This window comes from Streptomyces sp. BBFR25 (assembly GCF_044590125.1).
Classification (GTDB): domain Bacteria; phylum Actinomycetota; class Actinomycetes; order Streptomycetales; family Streptomycetaceae; genus Streptomyces; species Streptomyces canus_D.
In genome coordinates this window covers 3,381,097-3,401,826 of sequence record NZ_CP172447.1, presented here as the reverse complement: position 1 = coordinate 3,401,826, position 20,730 = coordinate 3,381,097, and the positions used below count along the sequence as shown (strand labels likewise).

General features: G+C 73.3%; 13 protein-coding genes. 6 read left to right on the top strand and 7 right to left on the bottom strand.

The annotated features are described in order from the left end of the window. Positions 1-2 precede the first annotated feature (2 nt). The 6 genes from ACGH52_RS15385 to ACGH52_RS15360 all read right to left on the bottom strand — a co-directional run bounded on the left by ACGH52_RS15385 (position 3) and on the right by ACGH52_RS15360 (position 12,696). Complete coding sequence (locus ACGH52_RS15385; protein ID WP_399939845.1) at positions 3-2,210, bottom strand: CDP-glycerol glycerophosphotransferase family protein; 2,208 nt, start codon at positions 2,208-2,210, stop codon at positions 3-5. A 116-nt stretch (positions 2,211-2,326) separates the two neighbouring features. After that, positions 2,327-4,612, bottom strand: coding sequence for a CDP-glycerol glycerophosphotransferase family protein (locus ACGH52_RS15380; RefSeq protein ID WP_399939842.1), 2,286 nt, complete (start codon positions 4,610-4,612; stop codon positions 2,327-2,329). 166 nt (positions 4,613-4,778) lie between these two features. Then, on the bottom strand, positions 4,779-5,654 hold the full coding sequence (locus tag ACGH52_RS15375) for a carbohydrate ABC transporter permease (protein ID WP_076974614.1): 876 nt from the start codon (positions 5,652-5,654) through the stop codon (positions 4,779-4,781). A gap of 91 nt (positions 5,655-5,745) precedes the next feature. Next, entirely contained in the window at positions 5,746-7,101 is a 1,356-nt protein-coding gene (locus ACGH52_RS15370) for a carbohydrate ABC transporter permease (RefSeq protein ID WP_399939837.1), read from the bottom strand. 4 nt (positions 7,102-7,105) lie between these two features. After that, a complete protein-coding gene (locus ACGH52_RS15365) occupies positions 7,106-8,503 on the bottom strand; it encodes an ABC transporter substrate-binding protein (RefSeq protein ID WP_374103210.1) in 1,398 nt (465 codons plus the stop codon). A gap of 239 nt (positions 8,504-8,742) precedes the next feature. Beyond that, positions 8,743-12,696 carry an FHA domain-containing protein gene (locus ACGH52_RS15360; RefSeq protein ID WP_399939834.1) on the bottom strand — a complete coding sequence of 1,318 codons (3,954 nt, stop codon included), beginning with the start codon at positions 12,694-12,696 and terminating at the stop codon, positions 8,743-8,745. A 396-nt stretch (positions 12,697-13,092) separates the two neighbouring features. Here ACGH52_RS15360 and ACGH52_RS15355 point away from each other — a divergent pair, with 396 nt between their 5' ends. From ACGH52_RS15355 to ACGH52_RS15340, 4 genes are all read left to right on the top strand, one after another. Then, positions 13,093-14,736, top strand: a complete 1,644-nt coding sequence (locus ACGH52_RS15355; RefSeq protein ID WP_399939831.1) for a serine/threonine-protein kinase — start codon at positions 13,093-13,095, stop codon at positions 14,734-14,736. 105 nt (positions 14,737-14,841) lie between these two features. Further along, the gene (locus ACGH52_RS15350; RefSeq protein ID WP_076974610.1) at positions 14,842-16,095 is read left to right on the top strand and encodes a serine/threonine-protein kinase; all 1,254 of its coding nucleotides are present in this window, start codon (positions 14,842-14,844) and stop codon (positions 16,093-16,095) included. Between the two features lie 76 nt (positions 16,096-16,171). Continuing rightward, a complete protein-coding gene (prfB, locus tag ACGH52_RS15345) occupies positions 16,172-17,278 on the top strand; it encodes a peptide chain release factor 2 (RefSeq protein WP_003975840.1) in 1,107 nt (368 codons plus the stop codon). Between the two features lie 325 nt (positions 17,279-17,603). Then, a complete protein-coding gene (locus tag ACGH52_RS15340; RefSeq protein WP_399939826.1) occupies positions 17,604-18,518 on the top strand; it encodes a hypothetical protein in 915 nt (304 codons plus the stop codon). A gap of 122 nt (positions 18,519-18,640) precedes the next feature. Here the strand turns inward: ACGH52_RS15340 and ACGH52_RS15335 are convergent, their stop codons facing one another. Continuing rightward, on the bottom strand, positions 18,641-18,835 hold the full coding sequence (locus tag ACGH52_RS15335) for a hypothetical protein (RefSeq protein WP_003975842.1): 195 nt from the start codon (positions 18,833-18,835) through the stop codon (positions 18,641-18,643). A 214-nt stretch (positions 18,836-19,049) separates the two neighbouring features. Here ACGH52_RS15335 and ftsE point away from each other — a divergent pair, with 214 nt between their 5' ends. Then, positions 19,050-19,739, top strand: a complete 690-nt coding sequence (gene ftsE / locus ACGH52_RS15330; protein WP_003975843.1) for a cell division ATP-binding protein FtsE — start codon at positions 19,050-19,052, stop codon at positions 19,737-19,739. Positions 19,740-19,770: 31 nt separating this feature from the next. After that, positions 19,771-20,688 (top strand): permease-like cell division protein FtsX, encoded by a 918-nt coding sequence (gene ftsX / locus ACGH52_RS15325; RefSeq protein WP_059301605.1) that lies wholly within the window; start codon positions 19,771-19,773, stop codon positions 20,686-20,688. Positions 20,689-20,730 lie beyond the last annotated feature (42 nt).

Here is a 20,730-nt window from a genome sequence, read left to right as displayed (position 1 = left end):
GGTCAGCTCCTTACGAGGGTGGCGGCGGGGGCCGGGACGCGCTCCGCGAGCGGGATCACCGGCGGCAGCGCCTCGGGCGGCTCGCCGAGCAGCACCCGGCGCACGACGCGCTCGGCGGCCCGGCCGTCGTCGAAGGCGCAGAACCGCTCCCGGAAGGCCGCCCGCAGCGCCGTCGACTCCGCGTCCGCGTAGGTGCCGTCGGCGAAGACGCGGGCCAGTTCCTCCGGGGTGCGCGCCACCGGTCCGGGCGGGGCCGCCATGAGGTCGAAGTAGACGCCGCGGGTCTCCCGGTAGACGTCCCAGTCCTCGGCGTACACGACGATCGGGCGGTCCAGGTTGGCGTAGTCGAACATGATGGACGAGTAGTCGGTGACCAGCGCGTCCGCGGCCAGGCACACGTCCTCGGAGGAGCGGTGCGCGGTCACGTCGATGATCCGGCCGGTGCGTTCCCGGCGCCCGCCCCGGTCGTAGAAGTAGTGCGCGCGCAGCAGCACCACGACGTCCTCGCCGGCCGCCTCGCAGAACGCCTCCAGGTCCAGGCCGCCCGCGCCGAAGCCGGTCTCCCAGTCCCGGTGCGTGGGCGCGTACAGGACCGCGGTCCTGCCGTCCGGGACGCCCAGTTCGCGGCGGACGCGGGCCACGTCCTCGGCGGTCGCGGTGCAGTAGACGTCGTTGCGCGGATAGCCGTACTCCAGGTGCTCGTAGGAGCCCGGGAAGGCGCGCTCCCACATCTGGGTGGAGTGCCGGTTGGCGGACAGGTTGAAGTCCCAGCGGTCCACGCGGCCCAGGAGCTTGGTGAAGCTGCCGGTGGCCGCCGCCACCACCGGGTACGTCGACTGGTCCACGCCCATGGTCTTCAGCGGCGTGCCGTGCTGCGTCTGCAGGTGCACGCTGCCGGGGCGCTTGACGACACCCTCGGCGAAGTTGGCGTTGTTCACCAGGTAGGTGGCGCGGGCCAGCACCTCCCAGTACCGATTGCTGCCGATGACGGCGTGGTCCACGTCCTCGGGGACGGTGTGCGCCTGGTCCGGTTCCACCAGGAACACCGACTTCAGGTGCGGGGCCAGCTCCCGGGCCCTGGCGTGGATCGCGGCCGGGTTGCAGGCGTAGCCGCGGCCCCAGTAGGCGCAGTACACGACCAGGTTCGGGTCCAGCGGGCGGCGCAGGTGGCGGCGGTAGCGCAGGCGGGTGCGCAGCCCGCGCGGCCACGGCAGTCGGCGCAGCAGGCCGGTCGCGGCCCGGTTGGCGGCGCGCAGCGCGCGGAAGCCGGTGTACGACCCCGACGCCAGCAGCCGGTGCTGTACGCCGAGCCGTCCGCCCGGTGGCCTGAAGCCCGCGGGGCGGTGGCGCCGGTAGAGGCGGCTCGCCCGGCGGTAGAAGGCGCGGCGCCCCCGGCCGGTCAGACGCCGGGGGTGGGTGGCCGTCTTCAGGACCACGGCGAACAGCTGCTCGAACAGCGGTCCGCGCCGCTCGGGCGGCAGGCCCAGCTCGGCGGCGTGGGTGAGCGCCAGTTCGGCCTGGTCGAGCAGGTCCGCGTGGTGCTCGCCGGGCAGGTTCAGCCGGTTGCCCTGGCGCCGCACCCGGTGCCGTACGACCACCTCGCGCAGCACCGCCACGCGCTCGGCGCGCGCCGCGACCCGGGCGCCGAAGCCGAGGTCGGTGTAGTGCCCGGCGGGGAAGTCCAGCCGGCGCTCGGTGAGGAAGGTGCGGCGGTGGACCGCGCTCCACGCGGGCAGGTGCACGCCGGTCAGCTGCGGGGCGCGGTCGGGGGTGAAGGCACCGTCCGGGGCCTTCGCGAGGAGCGGGGCGGCCGGGTTGGTGGTCTCGCCCTCCCACCAGGGCACACGCTCGTACTCGAAGTACAGGACGTCGACGCCTCCGGTGTCCGCGAGGCGCGTGTCGAGGGCCGCGAGCGCCCCCGGCACCAGGGTGTCGTCGCCGTCGAGGAACAGCAGGTACGCGCCGGTCGCCGCCCGCATCCCGGCGTTGCGCGCCCCGGCCAGACCGGCCGACGGCGGCGAGTGCACGGGCGTCACCCGGGAGTCCCGCTCGGCGTGCTCCCCGGCGACGTCCGCCGCGGTGCCGTCCGGGCCGTCGCAGACCGGGATCAGCTCGAAGTCGCCGAAGGACTGGCCGAGGACCGAGTCCAGTGCCTGGGAGAGCCGCCCCGCGACCCCATGGGACGGGACGATGATGCTGAAGCGGGGCATACTGCTCTTTCTCTCGTGATCCTGGTCCGACTCGTGCCGTCCGGACTCGTGCCGTCCGACTGGTGCTGTCCGACTCGTCCTGGCACCAGGGGGGACTCCCCGTGGGCAAACGGTGGTCAGAGGCTGTCGGTGACGGTGCGGGGCCCCGCGGGTTGCGGCACCGTGGCCAGCGGGGCGCGGGTGAGGACGGCCGCGGCCGAGGGAGCGGGGCGGCGTTCGGTGAGCGGGACGACCGGCGGCAGGTCCGTCTCGCCCAGGACGACCCGGCGCACCACGCGTTCGGCGGCGCGGCCGTCGTCGTAGGGGCAGAACCGCTCGCGGAAGGCGGCCCGCAGCCGCGCCGACCGGGCGCCGTGCCACTCGCCGCTCGCGAACAGGCCGATCAGCTCGTCCTCGTCCCGCGCGACCGCGCCCGGCGGGAAGGAGCGCAGGTCGACGTAGGTGCCTCGGGCCTCCTCGTACGCCTGGGGCTCATGGGCGTGGATCACGATCGGGCGGTCCAGCCCCGCGTAGTCGAACATCAGGGACGAGTAGTCGGTGACCAGGGCGTCCGAGGCCAGGCAGAGCGACTCCACGTGCGGGTGGCCGCTGACGTCCAGCACCCGGTCGGCGCAGGCCGTGAGCGGGCCGCCGTGCCGGGGGTGGGCGCGGGCCAGCACCGTGAAGCGCGGTCCGAGGCGGCGCACGACGCGCTCCAGGTCCAGGGCGGCGCGCTGGGTGCGCCGGTAGTCGCGGTGGGTGGGCGCGTACAGGATCGCGACCGTGCCCTCGGGGATGCCGAGGGTCTCGCGCAGCCGGACCACGTCCGCCGCCGTCGCCCGCTGGAGGACGTCGGTGCGCGGCTGACCGACCTCCAGGGTGGTCCAGCCGCCGGGGTGGACGCGCTCCCAGGTCAGGGTGGAGTGGCGGTTGGCGGAGACCACGTAGTCCCAGGAGTCGGCCTCGCGCAGCAGCCGGGCGAAGTCGGTGCCGTGGGCGGCGGCCGGGCGCTCCTGGAGGTCCAGGCCCATGTGCTTGAGGGGGGTCCCGGACTGGGTCTGCACGAGGATCTGCCCCCGGCGCCTGACCAGGCCCGCGCCGAAGGGCGCGTCGCACACCAGGTAGCGGGAGCGGGCCAGAGCGGTCCGGTGGGCGGCCGTGCCCGGGGTCAGGCGGCGGGTGCCGGGCGGGACGGTGTGGTGGTGCACGGGGTCCGCGGCCCACGCCGTGCGCACGTGCGGCGCGAGGCGGCGGAACGCCTCCTCCAGCGCGCCCGGGTCGCGGCCGTACCCCCGGTGCCCCTCGACGGCGAAGACGGCGCGGTCGGCGCGCAGCGGGAGGCAGCGCTGGACGCGGTAGTGCAGGCGGAGGACGCCGGACCGGGCGGCGCGCAGCAGCCTCCCGGTGAGCCTCGCCGTACGGCGGCGCAGGGCCGACGCCAGCCGCAGGGCCCCGTAGGTGCGGCGCAGGCCGAGGCGGAGCAGGGCGTGGCGGAGGCGGACGGGCAGCGGGGCGCGGGCGCCGGGGACCCGGTAGCGGCGGCAGTGGACGCGGGCCCGGCGCAGGAACTCGGCGCGCAGCGAGCGCGGGAGGCGGTCGGGGCGGGTGTACACCGTCGTCAGGTGGTCGGCCATGCGCCGGTACAGGACCGGCCGCCAGCGGTCCAGTTCCCGGGCCGACTCGGGATGCGTCTCCCGGCGCGCCTCCAGGAAGGCGAAGACGCGGTCGTACTGGGTGAAGACGTCCAGGTGCCGCTCGCTCGGCGTGCCCAGGATGCTGCCCCGCAGGCGCTGCCGGTAGTGGACGCAGACCCGGTCCAGGGTGGCGACGGAGCCCGCCGTCATCAGGACCGGGTACGTCCACGGCGTGTCCTCGTAGTAGCCCGGCGGAAAGGCGAAGCCCTCGCGCACGGCGAACTCCCGCCGCACCGCCTTGTTCCAGGCCACCATCAGCAGCTGCAGCAGCCCCGGCCGGTCGGCGAGCCGGAACGGCGCCGGGCCCTGCTCGGAGAGGTGCGCGGCGGCCTGGTTGCGGACCGTCTCGCCGGTCCAGTACGTGCGCGCGTAGTCGTAGACCAGGACGTCCGGATCGCCGGTCTCCTTGATCCGGTCGGTGATGCTCCGCAGCGCGTGCGGGGTGAGGGTGTCGTCGCCGTCGAGGAAGACCAGGTAGTCGCCGCCCGCCCGTGCCATCCCGGCGTTGCGGGCGGGTCCCAGCCCCTCGTTGCGCGGCAGGCGTACGACGCGGACCCGCGGGTCGAGCACCGCGAACTCGCCGGCGATCGCGCCGCAGGCGTCCGGGGAGCAGTCGTCGACCACGATCACCTCGAAGTCCGGGTACGACTGGGCCAGCACCGACTCCAGGCACGCGTGCAGATAGGCCTGCACCTGGTACGCGGGAACGATGACACTGAACCTGGGCACGGGGACATCCATCGGTCGGCGGGATCGGTGCGGGCGTTCGGCCCGGCAACGGCCGGTGGAGCGACTTGGTTACGGTCCCCGGGGCATTCGGGGGACGTTGTGCCCGTACGGATGAGGGGGCGGACCGGAGACCGGCCCGCCCCCTCAAGGGTGTTTTCGTTTCCGCCTACTTGACGGCGCCCGCCATGACGCCGGAGACGAACTGCCGCTGGAACGCGAAGAACACGGCCAGCGGGATCACCATGGAGATGAACGCGCCCGGCGCCAGCACGTCGATGTTGTTGCCGAACTGCCGTACCTGCGTCTGCAGGGCGACCGTGATCGGCTGGCTCCCGGAGTCCGAGAAGATCAGCGCGACCAGCATGTCGTTCCACACCCACAGGAACTGGAAGATGCCCAGGCTCGCGATCGCGGGCCCGCCGAGCGGCATCACCACCCGGACGAACAGCCGCAGTTCACCGGCGCCGTCCAGACGGGCCGCCTCCAGCAGCTCCCTCGGGATCTCCGCGAAGAAGTTCCGCAGCAGGAACACCGCGAACGGCAGACCGAAACCGACGTGGAAGAGGATCACGCCGATCATCGACCCGAACAGGCCGATCTTTCCGAAGAGTTCGGCGATCGGGATCAGGGCGACCTGCACGGGCACGACGAGCAGCCCGACCACGGCCAGGAACCACCAGTCGCGGCCCGGGAACTCCATCCACGCGAAGGCGTATCCGGCCAGGGCCCCGATGACCACGACCAGGACGGTCGCGGGGACGGTGATCAGCGCGGTGTTGAGGAGGGAGGAGGTGATGTCACCGTTCTCCAGCAGCTCCTCGTAGCTCCGGAAGGTGAGCTGCGACGGCTCGGTGAAGACCTTCCACCAGCCGCTCGCCGCCATGTCCTCGGGCGTGCGCAGCGAGGACAGCAGCAGCCCGATCGTCGGGACCAGCCAGAACAGGCCCACCACGATCAGGAACACCCTCACGAGACCGCCGCTGACGGCCTCGGCGAGCCGGGAGCCCAGGGACCGCTTCGCCTTGACGGCCGTCTCGGTCATCGCCGCACCTCCCGCCGCAGCCGCCGTACGTTACTGCTCCATCCCGGGGGATAACCCCCGGACCCCCAGCCGCCCCACCGCAGACGCGACTTCATCGCCGCACCTCCCGCCGCAGCCGCCGTACGTTGAACCACATCACCGGGATGACCAGGAGCAGCAGGAACACCGCGATGGCGCTGGCGACGCCCGGCTGGTCCGAGGCGAAGCCCTTGCGGTACAGCTCCAGGGCGAGCACGTTCGCGTCGTCCTGGGAGGAGCCCGGGGCGATGATGAAGACCAGGTCGAAGACCTTCAGCACGTTGATCATCAAGGTGACGACCACCACCGCGAGGACCGGTGCCAGGAGCGGCACCGTGACCCGTCGGAAGACCTGCCACTCGTTGGCGCCGTCCACCCGGGCGGCCTCCAGCAGCTCCCGGGGCATGCCCGCCAGTCCCGCCGCGATCAGCACCATCGCGAAGCCCGCCCACATCCACACGTACGATCCGATGATCGCCGGGGTGACCAGGGAGGGGCCGAGCCAGTTCAGGCCGTTGTACGGCTCCTTGAAGTTGTCGGCGGGCAGCCGGAGCAGCGCCCCGTCGGCCGCCGCGGGCAGCGTGAAGGTGCCGTCCCCGGCCGCCGTCGCCGACGCCACGACCTCGCCGTCCTTGACCGCCTCGATCTTCATCCCGGCGTAGCCCAGCTCGGCCGTGTCGACGCCGCCGAGCTTGCCGACGCCCTTGCCGCGGGTGAAGTCCTGCCAGGTGGTGCCGGTGACCTTCCCGTCCGCGGGCTCTGCGGTCGCGGCCTTCTCGGCGCCGTCGGGCATCAGGTCGGGGGCCACGCCCACCAGGGGCAGGACGACCGGGGTGCCCGCGGTGACCGGCTGCTTCGTGATGAACGCGCCGCCGCCCGCGGGCTTCAGCGGCGAGTCGCGGCCCGGGTGCGCCTTCGGGAACGCGGACGACTCGGCGAAGGTGTCGTGCACCCCGACCCACACCGCGTTCGCGACGCCCTTGTCCGGGTCCTGGTCGTACACCAGGCGGAAGATGATGCCGGCCGCGAGCATCGAGATCGCCATCGGCATGAAGACGACCAGCTTGAACGCCGTGCCCCAGCGGATGCGTTCGGTCAGTACCGCGAAGATCAGACCGAGCGCGGTGGCGACCGTCGGCGCGAACACCACCCAGATGACGTTGTTCTTCAGGGCGGTGCGGATGCCGTCGTCGGTGAACAGCGTCTCGTAGTTGTCGAACCCGGCGAAGGAGTCGCCAGACTGGTCGTAGAAGCTGCGGATCAGCGAGTACCCGATCGGGTAGACCACGAGCGCGCCGAGCAGCACCAGGGCGGGCAGCAGGAACAGCACCGCCACGGACTTCCGGGTGCCGGACACGCTCTTGCGCGACTTGGGTGACTTGGGGGCGGCGGGGCCCCGCGAGGCTCCCGCCGCCGTCGCCGACGCCATCGCGTCAGCCGCCGTAGGCGGCGGCCGCGTCCGCCTCCAGCTTCGCCTGGGCACCCGCGACGTCCTTCGGGTTCTTCAGGAAGTCCTGCAGCGCCTTCCACTCGCCCTTGCCGGGGGTGCCGCCGAAGGCCTGCGGGGCCTGGTCCGACATGTCGAAGCGGAAGTCGTCACCGGCCGCGACCAGCGCGTCGGCGATCTTCTTCTGCACCTCGTTCGGATACACCGAGGAGTCGATGCTCTTGTTGGGCGAGAGGAAACCGCCGAGCTTCGCCTGGATCGCCGCCGCGTCGGGCGAGGCCAGCCAGGTGGCCAGCGCCTGCGCCGCCTTCGAGTCCTCCAGGACCACGGCCGCGTCGCCGCCGGACACCACCGGCGCGGTGTCGCCCACGGCCGGGAACGGGAACACCTTCGCGTCCGTGCCGATCTTCGCCTTGGTCTCGCCGATGTTGACCTGGGCGAAGTCGCCCTCGTAGACCATGCCGGCCTTGGGCTGGTCGCCGCCGGTGAAGGTCTGCGTCACCGACGCGGGGAACTCCGTCTGGAGCGCGCCGGACGCGCCGCCCGCGACGAAGTCCTTCTTGCCCCAGATCTCCGCGAGGGTGGTCAGCGCCTCCTTCACGGACGGGTCGGTCCACTTGATCTCGTGCTTGGCGAGCTGGTCGTACTTCTCCGGGCCCGCCTGCGAGAGGTAGACGTTCTCGAACCAGTCGGTGAGCGTCCACCCGTCCGCGCCGCCCACGGAGAACGGGGTGACGCCCGAGTCGTAGACCATCTGGGCCGTGTCGAGCAGCTCGTCCCAGGTCTTGGGCTCGGCGGCGCCCGCGTTCTCGAAGACCTTCGCGTTGTACCAGATCAGCGACTTGTTGGCGGCCTTGTAGTACACGCCGTACTGCTTGCCGCCGACCTTGCCTATGTCCTGCCAGCCCGGCGAGTAGTTCTCGCCGAGTTCCTTGGTCGCCTCGGCGCCCAGCGGCTTGGCCCAGCCCTTGTCGACGGCCTGCTTGATGGCGCCGGGCTGCGGGAGCATCGCCACGTCCGGCGGGGCGCCGCCCGCGATCTTCGAGCCGAGGAAGTTGATGATCGGGTCCTGGGCGGGCACGAAGGTCACCTTGGCGCCGGTGCGCTTCTCGAACTCGGCGAGGACCTGCTTGAAGTTCTTCTGCTCGGTGCCGGTCCAGACGGCGGCGACCTCCAGGCTCTCGCCGTCCAGCTTCGGAAGGGTGACGGAGGCGGCCGGCTGCTTGTCGCCGCCGCTCTTGTCGCCGTCGTCACTGCCCTTGTCGTCGTCGCCGCCGCACGCGGTGAGCGAGAGCGCGAGTGCTCCCGCGGCGAGGACGGCGGACATCCTGGTCGCCCTCTTGACGGTTCCGCGTGTCCGGATGGTGCTGCTCGTGCGCATCACTGCCCCGTTCTTCGTTCCTCGTCGAACGCTCGGCGCTGTCCCGTGGGCTCTGGTGTACGCCAGGGGGGTGAGGGCGGCAAGGGCGCGTCCGCGGTCAAGTGGGGTTTTGTGACCGCGTCGTGACCATGATCAGGCGTCCGGCGCCGGTGCGGGCGACTCGGGGGCTGCCGCCCCCGGCCCCCGCTTCGGCCTGGACGGCCTCGTTCTCAAGCGCCGGACGGGCTGTCGGGGACCGCCGTTCACAGGAGGGACGGGACCTCCGCGGCCGAGACCTCCCTGGCCGCCCGCTCCAGGGCGCTGGCCAACAGGGCCAAGTCGGTCGGGCCATTGCCCAGTTCGCGTACCGGGCGGCGGGTGGGCGGGTCGCCCATGCGGTGCCACTCCAGGGGGACCACGGTGGGGCGCAGGGTCGCCGTGCGCGGGATGCGGCCCGTGACACGGCCGCCCTGGAAGGCGGTGGTGCGTCCGTCGGCGTGCGCCAACCGTCCGCGTCCGGGCGCCGGTTCGTCCGGGCCCGGTGCGGGCGCGTCCAGGGTGATGCGCAGGGTCGCGCGCAGTGCGGGCTCGGTACGGTCCGTACGGCCGCCGGGCGCGGTGGCGGCCACCAGGTGGACGCCGAGCCGCTCGCCCTCCCGCGCGACGGCCTCCAGCGCCCGCATCACCGAACCCGCCGCGGGCCGCCCGGGGGAGCCGAGCGGGGGCGTGACGAGGGCGTCGAGGTCGTCGACGACCACGACGAGGCGGGGCAGCGGCGGGACGGCACCGGTCCGGCGCCTGGCCGCGGCCGGGCGCAGCCGCAGGGTGGAGCTGGGCGGGGACTCGACATCCCCGGAGTCGGAGACCGGCGCGGGCCCCCCGGGCGTCGGCGAGCGCTGGGCGACGAGCCGGCCGGACACCTCGCGCCCGGTGTGCCACTCGGCGAAGTCCGACCGCCCGAGCAGCTCGGCGCGCCGCTTCAGCTCGGCGCTCAGGGACTGGGCGAACTCCCGCATCCGTACGGGGTCGTTGGCGGTGAGGTGGGTGGTGACGTGCGGTACGTCCGTGCACACGCGCAGGCCCTCGCCGTGGGCGCCGCCCGAACTCACGCTGTCCCGGCCGTCCATGAGGACGACACCGAGCCGGTCGGGGCGCTCGGCGGAGGCGAGCGAGGCGACGAGCGCCCGCAACAGCTCGGTGCGGCCGCTGCCGGGCGGTCCCTCGATCAGCAGGTGCGGGCCCTCGGCGGCCAGGTCCACCAGGACGGGGCCGCGCGGACCGGCGCCCAGCACCGCCTGCGCGCGCCCTCCGAGGGACTCCGTGTCGTCGGCCGCGGCGGCCCAGCGGGCCATCAGGGAGGCGGGGGTGGCGCGGGCCAGGCCCAGCTCGTCGAGGAGCCTGGCCGCCTGGGGCAGCGGCGCGGACACACGCGTGTGCCGCTCGCCGCCGGTGGCGCTGTCGGTGCGCAGCGGGGCCAGGGCGCGCGCGAACCGCTCGGCCCAGGGCGGGGAGACGGCGTCCACCGTGCCGAGGGTGCCGTGACCGACCGGACCGGCCGGGGTGCCCGGGGCCGCGCCCGCGCGGGCGACGCGCAGCAGACGCAGGGTCGTCGCCACGTCGCCGCTGAGCAGCGCGACGGCACCGCACTCGCGGAAGACCGGTGACACCGCGCAGGCCGCCTCGTACGTCCGCGTCACCGGGGAGGTGGGGGAGGCGGCGGCCGTCTCGGCGAGGCACACGACGTGGACACCGGCCCGCGGTCCCTCCAGGGCCAGCCGCGCCACCGCCTCGCGCACGTCGGCGCCGCCGGGGTCCCCGTCCACCACGACCACCGTGTACGGCCCGGTGAAGCCGCCGGAGGGGTCGTCGCTGCCTGGGTCGGGCCGTGCCCACGAGGGCTGCGGGCGGACGGTGCCGCTGGTCGCGCCCGGGTCCGCGTCCGTGACCTGGTGCGTGCCCGTGGTCGGGCCTTGGGGGCGGGCTCCCGACCGGGCTTGGTCGGCGAGGTGGTCGTCCAGGCGGCGGAGGAGTTCGGCGGCGCGGGCCGTGGCCTGTTCGCGGTCGTGGGCGAGCAGCAGGCGGCAGTCCTGGCCGTGTCCCGGGCGCACCTGCGGCAGCCAGCCCAGCCAGGACCACTCGGCCGTCCGCTCGGCGAGCGGACGGGAACGGTCCGCGCTGATCAGGACGATCTCCAGGGTGTCCGCGGAGTGCAGCGCGGCAAGCTGCGCCAGCACCGCACGGGCCAGCCCGCCGAGCCGCTCCCGCGGACCCGCGAGGCCGAGCGCGCCGACCTCGCGCAGGTCGGCGGTCACCGGCACGGCGGGCAGCGGGGCGTCACCGCCCGGCACCACCCGGTCGGCCGTACCGAGCCGCACGGTCAGCGCCTCCGGGTGGCCCGGGCCGCGCTCCCACAGCCGCGGTCCCGGCCCCAGCGCCGTCAGCAGCAGCGACGCGGGGTCCGGCCAGGTCTCCTGGGCGTACGAGGCGCCGGACGGGGACGCCGGTACCGGTCCGGAGCCGGCGTCCTCGGGCGCGTACGTGCCGGGCACGGTGGCCTCCGGAGCGGCTCCGCGCCCGCCGGTCAGCCGCCGCGCCCACGCCCCTATCCCCCCGCGCCTGCGCACCTCCTGCGGCACGTCGGTACCCCGCAGGGGAGTCCCCTTGCGCCCGGAGCGGGCGCCCGGAGCGCCGCCACGGCCGGTGCGGGGGTCCGTGCCGACGCCGTCGTCCCGGCCGGGGGCGGCGGCGGGACGACGAGCCGCCGCACCGGCCGCACCCGTACGGGTGGCCGCGTCCGGTGTGGCGGGGCCCTCGCCGTACGGGTCCCGGTCGGGTGTCCGTGAGGCGGGGGCGCCGTATGCGTCCGCGCCGGTCCCGCCGGTCGGGTATGCCGCCGCGCCCGGCGCGCCGCCGCGCGGGGCGCGCGCGTCGGCCGCGTCCGTACGGGTGGCCGCGTCCGGTGTGGCGGGGCCCTCGCCGTACGCGTCCCGGTCGGGTGTCCGTGAGGACGGGGTGCCGTATGCGTCCGCGCCGGTCCCGCCGGTCGCGTACGCCCCCGCGCCCCGCGCCCCGCCGTGGGTCTCGCCCCCGGTGGGGGACTGCTGGGGCAGCCCCGCCGTGGGGCCGGTGCCGTGGGTCTCGATGCGGGGCGCGCCGCCCTGGCCGGGGACCTGCGGCGGCTCGGCGGGCACCCGGCCCGTCGCGTAGCCGGAGGTGCCGTACGCGTGATGGGTGCGGTCGTGGGGGCGGGGCGTGCCGTCCGGGCCGGTGCGGTGGGGCGCGGTGTCCGGTGCGGTCCCGTCCGCCGCGGCGGTCCGGCGTCCGGCTCCACCGCCCGCGCCGGTCGCCCGGGCGAAGCCGGTCGGTCCGTCCGGTGCGCCCGGTGCGTCACTTCCGAACGGCCGGTCCGCGGGGCCGCGGGACGGGCCCGTCGGGCGGGAGCGGCCGTCCGTGTCGCGCACCTGCCCCTCGGTCCCGTCGGCCACGCGCGCGTGGGCCACCGCGTCGCCGTCCCCGCCGCCCGACGAGGGCGCCGGGAGCCCGGACAGCCGTACGTGCCCCTCCCCGTCCGGTGTCGTCTCCACCCGCGCCTCCGCGGCCGGCGGCACCGGCACGAGCCGCAGGGCCGACTCGCCGATCCGCAGCAGCGCACCCGGCGCGAAGCGCACCGGGCGGTCGCCCACGCGGGTGCCGTCCAGGGTGGTGCCGTTGGTGGAGCCGAGGTCGGCGACCGAGACGCGGGCGTCGGGGCCGACGGTCACGGCGCAGTGCATCCGGGAGACGTCCGGGTCGTCGAGCGCCACATCGGCGTCGGCGGAGCGGCCGAGCCGGATCTGTCCGCCGTGCAGCAGGTGGACGCCGCCCGCGTCGGGGCCCGCGACCACGTGGAGCTGGGCGGGGACGTCGGCCGGCTCGGTGTGCGGGTCGGGCTCGCCCGGGGCGCCCAGGCAGAGCACGGCACCGTCGATCAGCGGGGGCTCGCCGAGGGTGCTGCGCTGGGCGTCGAGGCGCTGCGCACCGGCGTACAGCACCACCTGGCCGGAGCCCGAGCCCGGGCCCTCGCCGGGGAGCGCGGCGGCCAGCGCGGAGGCGACCGCGGCCAGGGCGGTGCCGGCCGGAGCGGTGACGAGTACGTCACACCGCGCGGCGCGGTCCCCCACCGGAGCAGCCGCGGCATGCGGGCCCAGCGGGTCTACGACGGTCAGCCGGATCTGCATCGCCGTAAGCGGTCCCTTCGCGCGGGCGCCCGCACGCCGGGACAGAAGCCCTCACCGCGGTCCCCCACCGCGGACTTCCCCCACCGTCACACGAGCACGTCGGCCAGTACTGCAGGCATCCTCGCACCTGCCACTGACAACGCGCCCGCCCCCCGCCTTCAAATGATCTTGATTGGTCGGCTCTGCCCCCAAAAATGCCTGACAGGTGCCCTCCGGATGATCGGATGCCACCCGCTTGAGATCGGTCACGTACGGGCAGCGGCAACCAAGGGACCGGGTCGAGCGTCTTTCCTTCGAACGTGGTCCGGGGGGCGGCACTACAGTTGTTCCGACCGGGACCGACCGGTTCTGGGACAGTGGGTCCGAACAGCCAGCAAGCAACTAGGAGCGCATGACGTGCGGCCGGTAGGCAGCAAGTACCTCCTCGAGGAGCCCCTCGGCCGCGGCGCCACGGGCACCGTCTGGCGTGCCCGCCAGCGCGAGACCGCGGGCGCCGAGGCGGCCGTGGCCGGGCAGCCCGGCGAGACCGTCGCGATCAAGGTCCTCAAGGAAGAGCTCGCGAGCGACCCCGACATCGTGATGCGCTTCCTGCGCGAGCGCTCCGTCCTGCTCCGGCTCACCCACCCCAATATCGTCCGGGTCCGCGACCTGGTCGTCGAGGGCGAGCTGCTGGCCCTCGTCATGGACCTCATCGACGGTCCCGACCTGCACCGTTACCTGCGCGAAAACGGGCCGCTCACCCCGGTTGCCGCCGCCCTGCTCACCGCGCAGATCGCCGACGCGCTCGCCGCCAGCCACGCCGACGGCGTCGTCCACCGCGACCTGAAGCCGGCCAACGTCCTGCTGAGGCAGACCGGCGGCGAGATGCACCCGATGCTCACCGACTTCGGCATCGCCCGCCTCGCCGACTCGCCCGGCCTCACCCGCACCCACGAGTTCGTCGGCACGCCCGCGTACGTCGCGCCGGAGTCCGCCGAGGGCCGCCCGCAGACCTCCGCCGTCGACGTCTACGGCGCCGGCATCCTGCTGTACGAGCTGGTCACCGGCCGCCCCCCGTTCGGCGGAGGCTCCGCCCTGGAGGTGCTGCACCAGCACCTGAGCGCCGAACCGCGCCGCCCCTCCACCGTCCCCGACCCGCTGTGGACGGTCATCGAGCGCTGCCTGCGCAAGAACCCCGACGACCGCCCCAGCGCCGAGAACCTCGCCCGCGGCCTGCGCGTCGTCGCCGAGGGCATCGGCGTGCACGCGAACAGCGCGCAGATCGGCGCCGCCGAGAACGTGGGCATGCTCCTGGCCCCCGACCCGGCGCCCGCACCGGTCCCGGACGCCCCCGGCGCCGCCTACGACCCGAACGGCGCGACCAGCGTCCTGCCGCACACCTCGGGCCCGGCGGGCGCCGCCGACCCCACCGCCGTGCTCCCGAACACCGGCGCCCCCGACCCCACCGCCGTCATGCCGCCGGTGCCGCCGGGCCGGCCGGGTGCCCCGGGGCAGGGCGGCCCCGAGGACCCGCACCCCTGGCAGAACCAGCTGCGCGCCGCCCGCGACCGCAACGAGCAGACGCAGGTCCAGTACCTCGACCCGAACCAGGACCCGCTGCGCCGCCGCCCCCAGCGGCAGGTCTCCCGGCCGCCGCAGCAGCCGCGCCAGGCCCCGCCGCCCCAGCAGCCCGGCTACGGCTACCCGCAGCAGCAACAGCCGCAGCGCTACGCCACCCCGCAGCCCCAGCCCCAGCAGCCGCAGCGCCCCCAGCCGCAGCGGTACGCCCCGCCGCCCACGCCCGAGCCGCAGCCGCCCCGGCGCGAGCCCAGGCCGCCGCGGCAGCGCAGCGCCAACCCGATGCGCATCCCGGGCCTCGGCTGCCTCAAGGGGTGCCTGTTCACGCTCGTCATCCTGTTCGTGGCCGGCTGGCTCGTGTGGGAGCTGAGCCCGCTGCAGGACTGGATCGGCACCGGCAAGGGCTACTGGGACCAGCTCACCGACTGGTTCACCACCGTGACCGACTGGATCGGGGACCTGGGCGGCTCCGGCGGAGGCTGAGTCTGGAGACTTGTCGACATCCGGAGGGTGATTTCCGCCTCCGCGGTGAAGGCCGGCTCCTCGGACGCGTACTTTTAGGCGCAACACGCGTCGGTAGGAGCAGTCTTGGCACGGAAGATCGGCAGCCGGTACACCGCCCACCAGATCCTCGGACGGGGCAGCGCCGGCACGGTGTGGCTGGGCGAGGGTCCCGACGGGCCCGTCGCGATCAAGCTGCTGCGCGAGGACCTGGCGTCCGACCAGGAACTCGTCTCCCGCTTCGTGCAGGAGCGCACCGCGCTGCTCGGCCTGGAGCACCCGCACATCGTCTCCGTGCGCGACCTGGTCGTCGACGGCAACGACCTCGCGCTGGTCATGGACCTGGTCCGGGGCACCGACCTGCGCACCCGCCTCGACCGGGAGCGGCGCCTGGCGCCCGAGGCCGCGGTCGCCGTCGTCGCGGACGTCGCCGACGGACTGGCCGCCGCGCACGCCGCCGGGGTCGTGCACCGCGACGTCAAGCCCGAGAACGTGCTGCTCGACATGCAGGGCCCGCTCGGCCCCGGCGGCGCGCACCCGGCGCTGCTGACGGACTTCGGGGTGGCCAAGCTCATCGACACCCCGCGCCGCACCCGCGCCACGAAGATCATCGGCACGCCCGACTACCTGGCCCCGGAGATCGTCGAGGGCCTGCCCCCGCGCGCGGCGGTCGACATCTACGCGCTGGCCACGGTGCTCTACGAGCTGCTCGCCGGCTTCACCCCGTTCGGCGGCGGCCACCCCGGCGCGGTGCTGCGCCGCCATGTGACCGAGACCGTCGTCCCGCTCCCCGGCATCCCCGACGAGCTGTGGCAGCTCCTCGTCCAGTGCCTCGCCAAGGCCCCGGCCTCCCGGCTGCGCGCCTCCGAGCTGAGCGCCCGGCTGCGCGAGCTGCTGCCGTTGCTCGCCGGAATGGCCCCGCTGGACGTGGACGAGCCCGACGCCGAGGAGCAGGAGGACGACTCCGACGGGGCCGCGGCGTCCCCGGCCGCCCCCGCGTCCGCCGCCGAGCCCGTACGGCGCCGGGGAGCGGTGCCGCTGGTGCCGGGGGCCAAGCCGGCCGACTCCAACCGCGACACGCACACCTCGATGCGCGTCCCCGCCCCGGACGAGCTGGCCGGCGGCGCCCGCGGCACCGCCCGCGCCCCTCGCGCGGCAGGGGCCCCGCGCCCCGGCTCGGCCCGCAACCGCGCCACCGCGCGGCGGCGCAGGATCGCGGTGGGCGCGGGCGCCCTCGCCCTGGTGGCGGCGATCGGCGTCGGTACGTGGCTGGCCACGGGCGGTGACGAGGACGGCACCGGACCCCAGGACACGCGGAACTCGGCACCCGCCGCTCCCTGAGGCCGGGCCCGCCGCCGGAGGCCGCACCCGCACCCGCCCGGCGTGGGCCGGCGAGCGGAGCCGTTACGCTGGACGCGTGGCAGTCGTCGATGTATCCGAAGAGCTGAAGTCCCTCTCCTCGACCATGGAGTCGATCGAGGCCGTCCTGGACCTCGACAGGCTGAGGGCAGACATCGCCGTGCTCGAGGAGCAGGCGGCAGCGCCCTCCCTGTGGGACGACCCGGAGGCGGCGCAGAAGATCACGAGCAAGCTCTCCCACCTCCAGGCCGAGGTGCGGAAGGCCGAGGCCCTGCGCGGCCGGATCGACGATCTCGGCGTGCTCTTCGAGATGGCCGAGGAGGAGGACGACCCGGACACCCGTGCCGAGGCCGAGTCCGAGCTCGCGGCCGTCCGCAAGGCGCTGGACGAGATGGAGGTCCGCACCCTGCTCTCGGGCGAGTACGACGCGCGTGAGGCGCTCGTCAACATCCGCGCCGAGGCGGGTGGCGTGGACGCCGCCGACTTCGCCGAGAAGCTCCAGCGCATGTACCTGCGCTGGGCCGAGCAGCACGGCTACAAGACCGAGGTCTACGAGACGTCGTACGCGGAAGAGGCCGGCATCAAATCGACCACCTTCGCCGTGCAGTCGCCGTACGCCTACGGCACCCTCTCCGTCGAGCAGGGCACGCACCGGCTGGTGCGCATCTCGCCCTTCGACAACCAGGGGCGCCGCCAGACCTCCTTCGCGGGCGTCGAGATCCTCCCCGTGGTCGAGCAGACCGACCACATCGAGATCGACGAGTCCGAGCTGCGGGTGGACGTGTACCGGTCCTCCGGCCCCGGCGGCCAGGGCGTCAACACCACCGACTCGGCGGTGCGCCTGACCCACATCCCCACCGGCATCGTCGTCTCCTGCCAGAACGAGCGCTCCCAGATCCAGAACAAGGCCACCGCCATGAACGTCCTCCAGGCCAAGCTCCTGGAGCGGCGCCGCCAGGAGGAGCAGGCCAAGATGGACGCCCTCAAGGGCGACGGGGGCAACTCCTGGGGCAACCAGATGCGTTCGTACGTGCTGCACCCGTACCAGATGGTCAAGGACCTGCGCACGGAGCACGAAGTGGGCAACCCCGAGGCCGTGTTCAACGGCGAGATCGACGGTTTCCTGGAGGCCGGCATTCGCTGGCGCAAGCAGCGGGAGAAGTAGCGCGAAGCTCAGTCGCCGCTTTGTCGACAAGGCAACTGCCGCCCTTCCGGCGGCGGTTGCCTTTTGTCTGCCCCTTGTTCACCGGTGATGTCTGGGTTCTGCGTCACAGTCGCATCCTTTGTGTCCGGCATACGTCCCGTACCTGGACATCGCGTACGCAATGGCCTTGACGTTGCTTTGAACATTCGGAATGGTGAGGCTCGGCATGCGTATTTCTGGGGCGCATGTGAACCGGGGGACTTGAGCACACACGCAGCCACCCCCGTCGATCACGGCCCCCGAGTGCGGCCTCACCGACTAATTGGCTACTGGGGGTAGCAACTACATGACGAAGAAGACGCGCATCCGTGTCGCGCGCATAGCGGCCGGCGCCGTGATCGCGGCCGGTGCCTCCCTGACCGCCGCGGGTGCCGCTTCGGCGCTCGACATCGGCGTGAACGCCAGCGCCGACGGCGACGGCGTCGGCCTCGGCGTCAGCGTCCAGGGCGGCGAGGGGGACACCGAAGGTACGACCGAGGGCAACGCCATCGTCGGCGTGACCGAGGGCGCCTCGCAGGGCACCTCCGAGGGCACCTCGGAAGGCACGTCCGAAGGCACTTCGGTGGGTACGTCCGAGGGCACCTCCGAGGGCACTTCGGTGGGTACGTCCGAGGGCACTTCGGTGGGCACCTCCGAGGGGACCTCGGTGGGTACGTCCGAGGGCACCTCCGAGGGTACGTCCGAGGGCACCTCCACCGGCACGTCCGAGGGTGGTGACAACGGCGGCAACGGTGACAACGGCGGTAACGGCAACAACGGCGGTAACGGCAACAACGGCGGTAACGGCAACAACGGTGGCGCCGGTGACAACGGCGGCAACGGTGACAACGGCGGTTCCGGCGACAACGGCGGAAACGGCAACAACGGTGGCGGCAACAACGGTGGCGGCGGCAACGGCGGCAACGGTGGTGGCGGCAACGGTGGAAACTCCGGCGGCACCGGTGGCGGCGACAACACCACCCCTGACGGCGGTGGCAACGACAACGTCGCTCAGGAAGAGGGTTCCTCCGCGCTGACCGACACCGGCGAGGAGGCCCCGGCCTCCGACGCCTCCGCCCAGGGCAGCGGCGAGGAGCTGGCCGAGACCGGCGCCGCGGAGACCACGTTCCTGCTGGTCGGCGCCGCGACGATGATCGCCGGAGGCATCGGCTTCCGCTTCCTGCCGCGCCTGATGAACGGCCGCGGCGGGGCCACTGCCTGACGGTAGCGGTCCGCGTACGCACCGCGCACGCAGACGAAGGGGCCCGGAGCGTCATCGCTCCGGGCCCCTTCCGCGTCTTCCGGGTGGGCGTCCTGGCGGGCCTCAGGGCCGCTCCTGGCGCCTCAGACGGTCTGGTGGGCCAGCAGGGCCACCGCCGCGATCAGCACCGCCAGCAGCGCGATCAGCGTCGTCGGATTCAGCCCCGCGAAGAAATTGCTCTCCTGCTGCAGCCGCTCGCGGTTGGCCCGGCACACCGGGCACCTGCCCTCACTCACGGGCGCCGCGCAGTTCGCGCACACCAACCGGTCGTACGTCATGCGCTCGCCCTCCTTGCCACCGGCTCCGTTCGGAACAACGCCCGCGACAACACGAACGTTCCCCCTCCACTGTGCCAGGTTCCGAGGGGCCCCGCGCGCCCTCCCGTGGGGACAAAACACACAACTGATACGCAACCCCGACCGGTGACTGCGGTCGGCTCCCCGGTTCGCGTATGGTCACGCTCATCTACCCCCGGCGACCCGTGGTGCATCCGTGATCCGATTCGACAACGTCTCCAAGGTCTACCCCAAACAGAGCCACCCAGCCCTCAGGGACGTCTCCCTGGAGGTCGAGAAGGGCGAGTTCGTCTTCCTCGTGGGGTCCTCCGGCTCCGGAAAGTCCACCTTCCTGCGGCTGATCCTCCGCGAGGAGCGGTGCAGCCACGGACAGGTGCACGTCCTCGGGAAGGACCTCGCCCGCCTGTCCAACTGGAAGGTGCCGCAGATGCGGCGCCAGCTGGGGACGGTGTTCCAGGACTTCCGCCTGCTGCCGAACAAGACGGTCGGCGAGAACGTCGCCTTCGCCCAGGAGGTCATCGGCAAGTCCCGCGGCGAGATCCGCAAGTCCGTGCCGCAGGTCCTCGACCTCGTCGGACTCGGCGGCAAGGAGGACCGCAGGCCCGGCGAGCTGTCCGGCGGTGAGCAGCAGCGCGTGGCCATCGCGCGCGCCTTCGTCAACCGGCCCAAGCTGCTGATCGCCGACGAGCCCACGGGCAACCTCGACCCGCAGACCTCGGTCGGCATCATGAAGCTGCTCGACCGGATCAACCGGACGGGCACCACCGTGGTGATGGCCACGCACGACCAGAACATCGTGGACCAGATGCGCAAGCGCGTCATCGAGCTGGAGAAGGGCCGCCTCGTCCGGGACCAGGCACGCGGTGTCTACGGCTACCAGCACTGACGACGAGGAACGAAAGGCTTAACGAGACGCCATGCGCGCCCAGTTCGTAGTCTCGGAGATCGGAGTCGGTCTTCGCCGCAATCTGACGATGACCTTCGCGGTCATCGTCTCGGTCGCCCTGTCCCTGGCCCTGTTCGGCGGTTCGCTGCTGATGAGCGACCAGGTCAACACCATGAAGGGCTACTGGTACGACAAGGTCAACGTCTCGGTCTTCCTCTGCAACAAGAGCGACGCCGAGTCCGACCCCAACTGCGCCAAGGGCGCGGTGACCGAGGACCAGAAGAAGCAGATCATGTCCGACCTCGACGAGATGGCCGTCGTCGAGAAGGTGACCTACGAGTCGCAGGACGAGGCGTACAAGCACTACAAGGAGCAGTTCGGCGACTCGCCGCTGGCCAGCTCCCTCACGCCGGACCAGATGCAGGAGTCCTACCGGATCAAGCTGAAGGACCCGGAGAAGTACCAGGTCATCGCCACCGCCTTCGACGGCCGGGAGGGCGTGCAGTCCGTGCAGGACCAGAAGGGCATCCTGGACAACCTCTTCGGCCTCCTCAACGGCATGAACTGGGCCGCCCGCGCGGTGATGGCCCTCATGCTCGTGGTCGCCCTGATGCTGATCGTCAACACCGTGCGCGTCTCGGCGTTCAGCCGGCGCCGCGAGACCGGCATCATGCGCCTCGTCGGCGCCTCGGGCTTCTACATCCAGGCGCCGTTCATCATGGAGGCGGCGGTCGCCGGTCTGATCGGCGGTGGTGTCGCCTGCGGATTCCTGGTCATCGCCAGGTACTTCATCATCGACCACGGACTCGCCCTGTCCGAGAAGCTGAACCTGATCAACTTCATCGGCTGGGACGCCGTCCTGACGAAGCTGCCGCTCATCCTGGCCACGAGCCTGCTGATGCCCGCGTTGGCGGCGTTCTTCGCGTTGCGCAAGTACCTGAAGGTGTGACGCATACCAAGGGGGCCGCGCGGTCAAGGGACCGTGCGGCCC

Excerpts from the sequence above, each read along its gene's own strand:
- ftsX (WP_059301605.1), top strand. The coding sequence starts at position 19,771 with ATGCGCGCCCAGTTCGTAGTCTCGGAGATCGGAGTCGGTCTTCGCCGC.
- ACGH52_RS15370 (WP_399939837.1), bottom strand. The coding sequence starts at position 7,101 with ATGGCGTCGGCGACGGCGGCGGGAGCCTCGCGGGGCCCCGCCGCCCCC.
- ACGH52_RS15340 (WP_399939826.1), top strand. The coding sequence starts at position 17,604 with ATGACGAAGAAGACGCGCATCCGTGTCGCGCGCATAGCGGCCGGCGCC.
- ACGH52_RS15335 (WP_003975842.1), bottom strand. The coding sequence starts at position 18,835 with ATGACGTACGACCGGTTGGTGTGCGCGAACTGCGCGGCGCCCGTGAGT.
- ACGH52_RS15385 (WP_399939845.1), bottom strand. The coding sequence starts at position 2,210 with ATGCCCCGCTTCAGCATCATCGTCCCGTCCCATGGGGTCGCGGGGCGG.
- ACGH52_RS15360 (WP_399939834.1), bottom strand. The coding sequence starts at position 12,696 with ATGCAGATCCGGCTGACCGTCGTAGACCCGCTGGGCCCGCATGCCGCG.
- ACGH52_RS15375 (WP_076974614.1), bottom strand. The coding sequence starts at position 5,654 with ATGACCGAGACGGCCGTCAAGGCGAAGCGGTCCCTGGGCTCCCGGCTC.